Annotated in this window: 7 protein-coding genes; 2 read left to right on the top strand and 5 right to left on the bottom strand. The window is 39.5% G+C overall.

All coding sequences use genetic code 11. The annotated features are described in order from the left end of the window. The first annotated feature begins 199 nt into the window (after window positions 1-199). Both ND811_RS18535 and ND811_RS18530 read left to right on the top strand, forming a co-directional pair. The gene (locus ND811_RS18535) at window positions 200-580 is read left to right on the top strand and encodes a clan AA aspartic protease (RefSeq protein ID WP_012388198.1); all 381 of its coding nucleotides are present in this window, start codon (window positions 200-202) and stop codon (window positions 578-580) included. A 263-nt stretch (window positions 581-843) separates the two neighbouring features. Then, on the top strand, window positions 844-3,186 hold the full coding sequence (locus ND811_RS18530) for a hypothetical protein (RefSeq protein ID WP_265353472.1): 2,343 nt from the start codon (window positions 844-846) through the stop codon (window positions 3,184-3,186). A 516-nt stretch (window positions 3,187-3,702) separates the two neighbouring features. Here ND811_RS18530 and ND811_RS18525 read toward each other — a convergent pair. The 5 genes from ND811_RS18525 to ND811_RS18505 form a co-directional block, all read right to left on the bottom strand. Beyond that, the gene (locus ND811_RS18525; RefSeq protein ID WP_265353471.1) at window positions 3,703-4,704 is read right to left on the bottom strand and encodes a methyl-accepting chemotaxis protein; all 1,002 of its coding nucleotides are present in this window, start codon (window positions 4,702-4,704) and stop codon (window positions 3,703-3,705) included. Window positions 4,705-4,949: 245 nt separating this feature from the next. Continuing rightward, window positions 4,950-5,384, bottom strand: coding sequence for an NTF2 fold immunity protein (locus ND811_RS18520; protein WP_265353470.1), 435 nt, complete (start codon window positions 5,382-5,384; stop codon window positions 4,950-4,952). Window positions 5,385-5,390: 6 nt separating this feature from the next. Continuing rightward, window positions 5,391-6,479: an ankyrin repeat domain-containing protein gene (locus ND811_RS18515; RefSeq protein ID WP_265353469.1), complete on the bottom strand. Its 1,089-nt coding sequence runs from the start codon at window positions 6,477-6,479 to the stop codon at window positions 5,391-5,393. 373 nt (window positions 6,480-6,852) lie between these two features. Further along, a complete protein-coding gene (locus ND811_RS18510) occupies window positions 6,853-7,650 on the bottom strand; it encodes an MBL fold metallo-hydrolase (RefSeq protein ID WP_265353468.1) in 798 nt (265 codons plus the stop codon). Window positions 7,651-8,035: 385 nt separating this feature from the next. Next, the gene (locus ND811_RS18505; RefSeq protein WP_456085680.1) at window positions 8,036-9,193 is read right to left on the bottom strand and encodes an IS91 family transposase; all 1,158 of its coding nucleotides are present in this window, start codon (window positions 9,191-9,193) and stop codon (window positions 8,036-8,038) included. Between the last annotated feature and the right edge of the window lie 666 nt (window positions 9,194-9,859).

The following is a 9,859-nucleotide window of genomic DNA, read 5'->3' as shown; positions in this document are numbered from 1 at the left end:
TTTGTAAAAGTCCTTCGATAAACTCAGGAACCATTCTGACTCTTCGATACTGAAGGGTTTGGGAAAGATTTATACAGTTCGCTGGTTCTGGATAGAAGCCTCACCTAACAAGTGGGGCTTTTTTGTTTGTGGGGGGTGGGGACTTTGGCTTGACTCAGTTTATAAATAACTTACAGTAAATTTAGTAGAGGTTACAAATATGGGGCTAGTTTATGCTAAATTGACGCTTTCCAATCCAATACTACCAAATCAATTGAAAATCGAATGCAATGCTTTGGTTGATTCAGGTGCTTTGCATTTATGCATACCAGAACATTTAGCAATCCAATTGAATGTGAAGACTTTGGAAAATAGGGAAGTCACACTAGCGGATGGTAAAAAACATTTGGTTCCGTATGCGGGTCCTATACGAATTGAATTTGAAAATAGGAATGCGTTTGTTGGTGCGATGATTATTGGCGACGAGGTCTTGCTAGGTGCCATACCAATGGAGGATATGGATGTGATCATTCATCCCGCCACACGCACTTTACAAGTGAATCCTGAAAGTCCAAATATTGCAATGGCTAAGATTAAGTGATCACCAAACACTTAGGAACTTCATAAGAGTTTTACCAAAACCAAAGCCTCCATATACAGAAACAATTTCAAAGATTCGATAAAGATTCCTCATTATAGGAAGCCAGTGGGCTTAAAGGCGACTAAATTTATGAACTCCTCATTTAAAGCAGGTATTATACATTATTCGTTCAATAGTCTTGAAATTGCTGCTTATATTCCTATAGATATCTGATATATAAAATTTGATTCGCGAAAATGTATGATTGATAAATTGATGGTTATATGAAATTATCCTTTCGTTTTTCGCTTTTGATTATCATGATTTTCGGGACTACAATTTGTAAAAGTCCTGAATTGAATAATGGTTGTGATCCAAAATCAAATTCCTTTCTAACTCTTTTACTGATTAAGAACTTAACTAACGATCGTTCACCTGGATGTATTCCCTATTTTGACCGAAGTGAGCCAAAGTTTGTCAGTTACGGAGTTTTTAGTGCCACTTCTCCTACAGAGATCATCACTGCTGCCATTCATAAAGGAAAAATATATATCGGAGGAATGTTCGATCAAATCGCTGCGACCACCGGAGGTGGAGCCTTTGTTTGGAATGACACAAGCTTACCTGTTGCTTCAACCTATTGTTCACAACTTGATGTATTTGATGAAGATACAGCAAATTATGGTACCATTAACCATGCAGTATCCGATCCAGAAGGGAATCTTTACCTTTTAGGAAAATTCACACACATCCAAGGATTACCAAGGAGAAACTTAGCCAAAATCAATACGAATTGCCAATTAGATTTAGAATTCGATGCCAAGTTAAATCCATCTAGTACAACATTTTACGATCTACTGTATTTAGATGGCCGAATCTTTTTTTCAGGTAGTTTCCAAACATCCAATGGAGCTATCACTAATTATCCAAGTGTCACCAACAGAGAACACGTGGCTTCAGTGAATGCAAAAACAGGGTTAATCGATTCATGGGCACCTAATGTATCAGGAACTGATGTTAAAAGTATGACGACAGATGGAACTTTTATTTATATAGGAGGAGAATTTACAGCTGTTAACTCAAATGGTGCAGGAAATTTAGGAAGACTGCACAAGGACAATGGTTCTAATTTTTATTCAATGGTAGATACAAATGGATCTGTTAATGCAATGGAATTAAGAGACGGAATTTTATATATTGGTGGAATTTTCTCTTCTTTAAATGGAGGCGCCGTTACTCGTTCTAAACTTGCTGCCATTGATTTAAAAACAAACACTGTCACATCAGCTTTTAGTTTACTCGTAATCTCTGGAAATGCAGTTTTTGATCTTGCAATCCATAATAATTACCTTTTTGTTGCAGGGGAAATTTCTACTCCTAGGGTCGGCATCTTTAAAACAGATTTACAGGGAACAGTACAAACTTCCGATTATTCCGTAGATGGAGTCTTCAGAAATGTATACAAACTATCGGTCATTGATGATAGACTGTTTGCTTTTGGATTTTTTGAAACAGTAAGAACTTTAGATAGAAAATATTTTTTCCAATTAGACATCTTGTCAGATGAAATCACTTCATTTGATCCCAAACTATTCAATTCAAATTATGAATTCAACGGTGTTGCATTAAAAATGAAAGAAAACGTGATTTTCTTAGGAGGTGGTTTTGCTGCAATCGATACAAGATCGAGAAATCACTTAGTGGAATTAGACCTAACGACCGGGCTTCCATCAGATTGGAATCCAAATCCAAGTGATCTAGTGACAAATCTACTTGTAGCTGAAAATCGATTGTATATTCACGGATCTTTTACAACGGTAGCAAACACAACAAGACAAGCAACTGCAGCCTTTGATTTAGAAACAAAAGCTCTATTAACCTGGAATCCAATTGTAACATCAAATTCAATTGAATCCATGATCTATTACAATGATTCCATTTATATAGCAGGAAGTTTTACTGATATCAATGCAACACCTGTAAATCGAATTGCAAAACTTGACCCAAACTTTGGTGCTCCGGACACTTTTTTTGCTCCGAACCCAAATAACACGGTTCGATCCTTACAAATCTGGAACGATCAACTATTTGCAGCTGGTCAATTTACTACAATACCAAATCCATCTGTACACTTAGCGATCATCAATCGTTTCAATGGTAGTTTTATCAAAACTCATAGTGACACACTTACATCGAATTTCTCTGCTTATTCACTTTTTGTATCAGACAATCGTCTCATCATGAGCGGGCAATACCAAACGACATCACCAAATCCTGGTTATGGACTATCTTATTTCCAACTACCTGATTTAACTTCAGTACCCAATACAGGTTCATTCCCTACAACTTCTGAATTTGTTCGCTCCATGGACCAAAATGAAAAATATATTTTCCTAGGGGGTCTTTTCTCTTCCTTTGCAAGCCTACCAAGAAATGGAATTTTTTCTTTAGATCGGAAAACACTGGCTCTGAATAACTGGGATCCAAAATTTTCATCAGGAGCCACTGTCAGAAAGATAATCTCTTCTGGAAATGCGGTCTATGTTTTTGGGAATATTGTAAATCCTAACAAACGTTACCGAGCAGGACTCGTAAAATTAGATCCGGACTCTGCTTTTCTTTATTAAAAGAAAGGCATATCCTAAATTCAAAAGTTAACAGTTCTACCATTAATCGAGTATGTTTAAATGGATCGGTGGTCGCTCCATCTCTTTCAGAAATTTTCAAAACTTGTTGATTTGATTCAAAATTTCTAAAGTATATTTTAACGTTTTCATATAAATCTATATCAGCTTGCTCGGTGAGCATGATTCAATGAATGGAAAGATTGATTCCATATAAATTAAACAAGATTTTCTCGATTCTGGATTATTTTCCCAGACTACCCAATACTAGTCGTCATTTCTAATGAAATATCTTTTCCCAATATGAAAGAGAGACCAATGGAAAAAGAAGTGTATTGACTTGAATAACCTGCCTGAGTGTTAGCAGATGTCTGTTCAATTAATTGAAAGTTAGGGCTCAATGTTCGTTGCATCAAAGGCAATGCCCTCCTAATGAAAAATTTACTCCAAGTATCTTTTGAAGATCGATCTTTTTAAAGTTTTTTTACGTTCGATAAATTCAGATATTTTTAATCTAAATCAAGTTAACCATTTCCAAGCAGCTTCCATATTTGGCACTGACTTCATTTCCACTAGGCCAGTTTTTAATGTGGTATCTTCAATAGAAATTGCAGAAAGTGCTGATTCGGGTACGACAACTGCCATTTTTCGAAGTGTAGAATTACTTGCTTTAGGAAACCATTCAATGTTTACCCATTCTTGACCAGTTTTTGAAACCAATCCGATTTGTCTTGTGTCAGCTAACCACTTAGATACCTTCCATTTATCAATTACATCTAGAGCATTTAATAAAATCGTTTTGTATCCATCATCGGAATAATCCGGTTTCCAAACTACCTCTATCAAATGATGATCGGGTACATAATAAATATCCCCTATCTCCGAAGTAAATTCAAGACGATGGGTTTTAGAATCCCTTACAAAATCATTCTGATGTGATATCGTCTCATTCGTTTTAAAAAGATTTACCATGGAAATCAATTTTTCAGTCGTATCACTAAATTGTTTGAGGTTATCTGCTAAAAATTCGCTTTGTTCAGAATTTTTAAACGAAATTTCACTTATAGAAGATACAGACACCATCACCTCGTTTGTTGCTGTTTTGTGTTCATTTACTGCATTTTTAATTTCTTCCGATCTTTCTTTCACAAATTGAGCTAAATCAAAAAGTTTACTTTCTACGTTCTTTTGAGATACAATTGCATTCCTTACATCTTCAATATGACTCGAAATAATATCAATTGTTCCAATGATCGATTGAATTTCAAAAGTAGTGGAATCGATTCTCTCTCTCCCTAACTCAACATCTTTTTGGTTTTTTTTGATTAATTGATCGATACTTTTAACTGCACCAGAAGTCCTTTCTGCTAATTTTGAAACTTCATCTGCTACGACAGCAAAACCTCTACCTGCATCACCGGCTCTAGCAGCTTCAATCGAAGCATTTAGGGATAACATATTTACTTGTTCACTAATTTTACTGATGATCTCAACTGTCCGAGAAATTTCCGTTGACCACATAGGAACTTCATAAGAGTTTTTCCAATACTAAGTCCCCATATCCAGAAACGATTCCTAATATTCGAGACAGATTCCCCATTATAGGAAGCCAGTGAGCTTAAAGGCGACTAAATTTTTCTTCTTGGTGGACACTATCCTCGTGGCTCAGGCCGGTACTCTCAAGATGCCTTCACCGGACGCTTACGTTTTCTGCGTCTGGGATGCGTTTCAACATTTGAGGGCTTATTCTTCTAGCTCCGGTCCAGTCAAAGAGTGACGGACGTCCATTTGCCCTTCAGAGGCGAGAAGTCTTCTCGTTTGTCCAGCAGCCATCTGTCATTGCTGAACACCAGTGTGTAACGTCGCCGGAACTCCATGAACGTCGGGTACACGGTTTCAATCACGACCTTCTTGTTGGGCGTGAGGATTTCGCTCGTCGTGATTTTCTGGACGGAAGGGTTGTACGCCAATGGCGTCCCAGAGTTGAGGGCTGCCACGCGACCGTTTTTGCGCTCTTTGGGAGTCAGGTGTGTTTGGTAGATCCCCTGCAGCGAGGCACGCAGCGCATCCTTGTTCGCATCGAAGTAGGTGCCTCCGCTGGATTTCTGAGCGTCGATCAGAGAGGTTTCCCACTGGTGCATATCTTCCATGAAAGCCAGAAGACGGCTTTCGGCGGCGGACGTTGGCGTGTTTGCTTCCACCTTATCTCACGGATCAATGGTTAAATTGGACCACTTTCCTTCCACCTGCTTATCTACCCATACTTGATCAGTCAATTTCTTCAGGTTTTTTTCCTGAATGGGAATCAGCATGAAAATCTCATATTTATTGCTGATTGATGATATCCCATTTCGTTTTGCCAGAAAAAACCATCGATCCTTTCCAGCGATCGAGTACTTAAATGGGCTCTTCGTTTCGTTCCCTTCAATTTCCGTTGATTCCATATGTTTTGCCAGCAACTGGATTGGCCAGTTGAAGGTTTGCACTTGCAGCGACGCTTTATTCAATGGCCACTCGGACGGCAGGCAAAGTGCAAAGGAGGACTTTTCGTTTTGCTGCGGGACGGTGAAAATCAACTGGGCATCGTATTTTTTGGGTATGCGTGTTTTGGCTATGGCGCCCCATTCCGTTTCTTGGACTGTCAAAGGGTTGACGCACGCAGTCAAAGCTTGCTCAATTTCCGAGATCAGGTCTGCGCCATAAGGCAATGGCCAAAGATGCCGCTCGCCGTAAGGTCTGATGCCGCCTCGCTTCCGTAACAGTGATGCGGCCTCACCGGGCGTGGCGTGCATGTTGCTGTACAAGACAGCAAAATCAAGAGCTGTTTGAGGGAGCTTTAGGTGCTCTCGATTTATCTCTGCACCATGATCCAATAATATTTCTATGATCTTGATATGACCTCGAGTTGCAGCGGCAATCAGCGGGGTTGACACTGCATGGCACACACCATCAACGCTGACTCCCTCAGCCAACAACCATCGAACAATCGATTCTTGCCCCCAGTAAGCTGCCGAAGAGAGCGGGCTGATATGACCTGCCCTTTCGTCTGCTGCATTGATGTCACAGCCAAGCTTGACTAGCAACTGCATCAGGGGAAGGTTGCCTTTTTGAGCAGCAAAGACCAGATTTTGGATGGCGCCCCCGAGATTCCAGCCCTGCTTAATTAAATCAGGAAAGTCAAGCGTCATTTTTTTCACGCCATCGAGATTGCCGGTGTCCAACGCGGCATGAAAATCAGCGCGCACCTTGTCGTCTGGATGCATCTCAGAAAATTCCTCCTGTGATTTCGCTGCCAATGGTCGCAAGTTCGTTTCTTACTGCTTGGGGGCCGAGCGCGTCGACGGCGCCTAAGCGATCCGAAACTTTCTTTACCACATAGGAACTTGATAAGAGTTTTTCCACAACCAAGTCCCCATATCCAGAAACAATTCCAGTTATGCGGGACAGATTGTCAATTATGGGAATCAAGTCTGCTTAAAGGCGACTATATTTTTACCACATAGGAACTTGATAAGAGTTTTTCCACAACCAAGTCCCCATATCCAGAAACAATTCCAGTTATGCGGGACAGATTGTCAATTATGGGAATCAAGTCTGCTTAAAGGCGACTATATTTTATTATTAAATTATTGTGGTCAGCCTGCTAACGGTCGCAAATATCTTGGATAGCTATTTCTTGGTTGCTGCCTCTTTAGCAAGTTGAATAGTCCGCTTGATCAGTTCAGGGCCGCCATAATCCCCATGGCCGGGGATTACAATCTTAGCCTCCAAATCTTGAATAGCCTGAACTGATTTAGCCCAAGACTGAACGTCCGAGTCTCCAATATACCCTAATGAATTCTCGGCTCGCACCATACAAGTGCCATAGATAATTTTACGCTTGGGAAAATATACGACCATGTTGTCTATGGTATGGGCGGGGCCTGGATATTTAAGAACTACCTTTTCGCCCTTAAAATCAAAAATCTTTCCAGTCTGAGCTTTTATAAGATGGTCCGCAAAAACGACTTTCCTCGCCTCAATCCGTGCTTTTAAATCAGGCTTGTTTCCAAAATACTTAATTTCTGTGGCCTTTCCTTTTTCCGCATTTTCTCTATATAGCTTATCCGTTATGTCATTCGCCCAGATTTCTGCCCCAGCCTCATGAAATGCCTCATTGCCGCCAGTTCCATCGGAATGAAAATGAGTATTGATAGTAATGATTTTTTTTGGTTTCAGTTTTTCATTAATCCACTGAATCAATTCACGAGTATCAACCGTATCATAGGGGCTTGAAGATACGACGACGGAACCATCGCTCATTTTTGTAACTAAAATATTTTGATCTGAAAAAGTTGTTTCACGGACCAGATAAGAGTCTGGCCCAATTTCTTGAACGCTCATACCCTTGTTAATTTGTGTTTGTGTTAAGCTGGCCAATCCAAACAATGGCATTAATAAAATATATGTGAATGCGACTACTTTCATTTTGACTCCAAGTATTTTACCACATAGGAACTTGATAAGAGTTTTTCCACAACCAAGTCCCCATATCCAGAAACAATTCCAGTTATGCGGGACAGATTGTCAATTATGGGAATCAAGTCTGCTTAAAGGCGACTATATTTACCACATAGGAACTTGATAAGAGTTTTTCCACAACCAAGTCCCCATATCCAGAAACAATTCCAGTTATGCGGGACAGATTGTCAATTATGGGAATCAAGTCTGCTTAAAGGCGACTATATTTTTCGCGAAAAAATCGAGAAAATGAGACATAATTTTTGATGAGACAAAAAGAGGCCAAGCCTATGGATTAGGCCGCCTTTTGGGGTAAGCGTTGGATCGAAGCGATCGGGAAAACTATGTCCCACTAAAATGCGTCTGGTGGATCTCGAGATCGCTTTTGGTAAAAATACCCGTCAATCAAGGCGTATTTCTTTTTCAGTTCTTTCTCTTTGTTAGATGCTTGGAAAGAATAAATAACTTTCGATATCATTCCGTTTTTGCAAACGGGACAGGCGAGAGGATCCTTTACATCAAACGAAGATTTGATGGCTTCTGCCCAGGTGGATTTTTGAGCTTGGGATTGGAGTTTGATCTTACGCGAAGGTCTCACGTAAATTCCATAATAGCGAACTGATTTTTCATGTTTATTGGGCAAAAAGAATAACATGCGAGCAAGAAATTCATCGATGGGCATCGTTAGGCTTTGGTACGACTTCTCTTTGGTGATGGATTCGACGTTACTCTTATAACGAAACGTTAGAGTTTGTTTGTTGGTATCCACTTTCTGAATCTGGCTATTATGAAAAAGACCAAAGGCTATGTATTGAGCGATGCGATAAATGGAATCGCTTTCAGCTATGTTGATTTTTTCAAAGTAGACATGGAAGCCTCGTGGATAACTTTTCATGAAAAAAATATATTCTTCCTTACTTAGAATTTTTTTCTTAAGTAAGTATTTACAAACTGTCCTATGCCAGTCGAAGCGCATGGTTTTATAAGGCATGAAAAATATTTCTTTGATTTCATCGGACGTGGTATTTACTAGGTCTCTCGTAGCGATCGCATGAATATGAGGATTGAAGTTTAAATGATTGCCAGCTTCGTGAAGTGTACTTAGAATTCCTGGTTTGAAATTTTTATCTGCCTTGCTAATCGCTCGGAGTCGTTTTGTGTATGTCTTTGCTGCAAGGCCATTTAGAAACCTAGGATTGACAAGTCTTTGAAATAAAAGTTCATTCAGTCTTCTGGGTAAGGTAAAGACAATGTGGTAATGGGGAAGTTCGGCACTAAGAATTCTGGAAAGGTGGATAGACCAACCAAATAATTTTTTGCGATAACAGGAGAGACAAAGTCTACTTTTGCAAGAGAAGGGAACAGCAAGTACAATTTTGCAATCATGGCATTCATTCCAAATAAAGCCGCGATTGAATTTACCGCAGTTGAGAAGTTTTTCAGCTTCTGCCTTTTTCCAGATTGGCATCTTTCCGAATTTAGTTTCGAATTTTTCCTCATAATTGGAAATAAATGTATCATAATAACTTTTCCAGAGAGATTTGTATTCCGATTCGCGGGTAAGGGCAGGCGTATACGTTCGATTGCCTGATTTGGCAGATATAAAAATTGGTAACCTCGGAGAGAAGAATGGCTCTCTGAGGAGGAAGGTGCAAAAGAAGAGTAATTTCCAAAAAAAAGAAAGAAAAACTGCATTTAAATTTCTTTCTGAAAAGTTCCGTTTATCTTCGGTGAGCTTCTTTCAGAAATGTTCAAATAACCACTTTATTTTCTATTCGAATTTTTGGGGGATCGCCCAAAAAGAGAAATTAGCTGTTAGTTGGGGTGATTTAAAGTGAGACCTCGTGAAGAGGGTGAAGTTACAGAATCGTTTCCATAAGAAAATAGTCTAGCAATTCCAGATGGAAGAAAGTATCGGAAGGTGCGGCTGGATCACCTCCTTTTATAAAGGAAACCAATTACCTTTGTTTAGAATTGTCGTCACGCTACGTTGTATATTGTAAAAGTTAGTCGCTGAGACTAAAATCATTTACCATTGTTAAACTCTACAAACCTCGCTCTTAATCAAGCGGGGTTTTTTTATATATCCTGGATGGAGGAAGATAGGAAAAAAGGGTAGGTTTTCACTAACCCAAAAGAGTCACCACTTGCCCTTGAGAATGCTTGGCACTTAGGT

Source organism: Leptospira soteropolitanensis, assembly GCF_026151655.1.
Lineage (GTDB): Bacteria > Spirochaetota > Leptospiria > Leptospirales > Leptospiraceae > Leptospira_A > Leptospira_A soteropolitanensis.
Note: the sequence above shows the minus strand (reverse complement) of the source record. Positions and strands in the feature narration are given on the sequence as shown.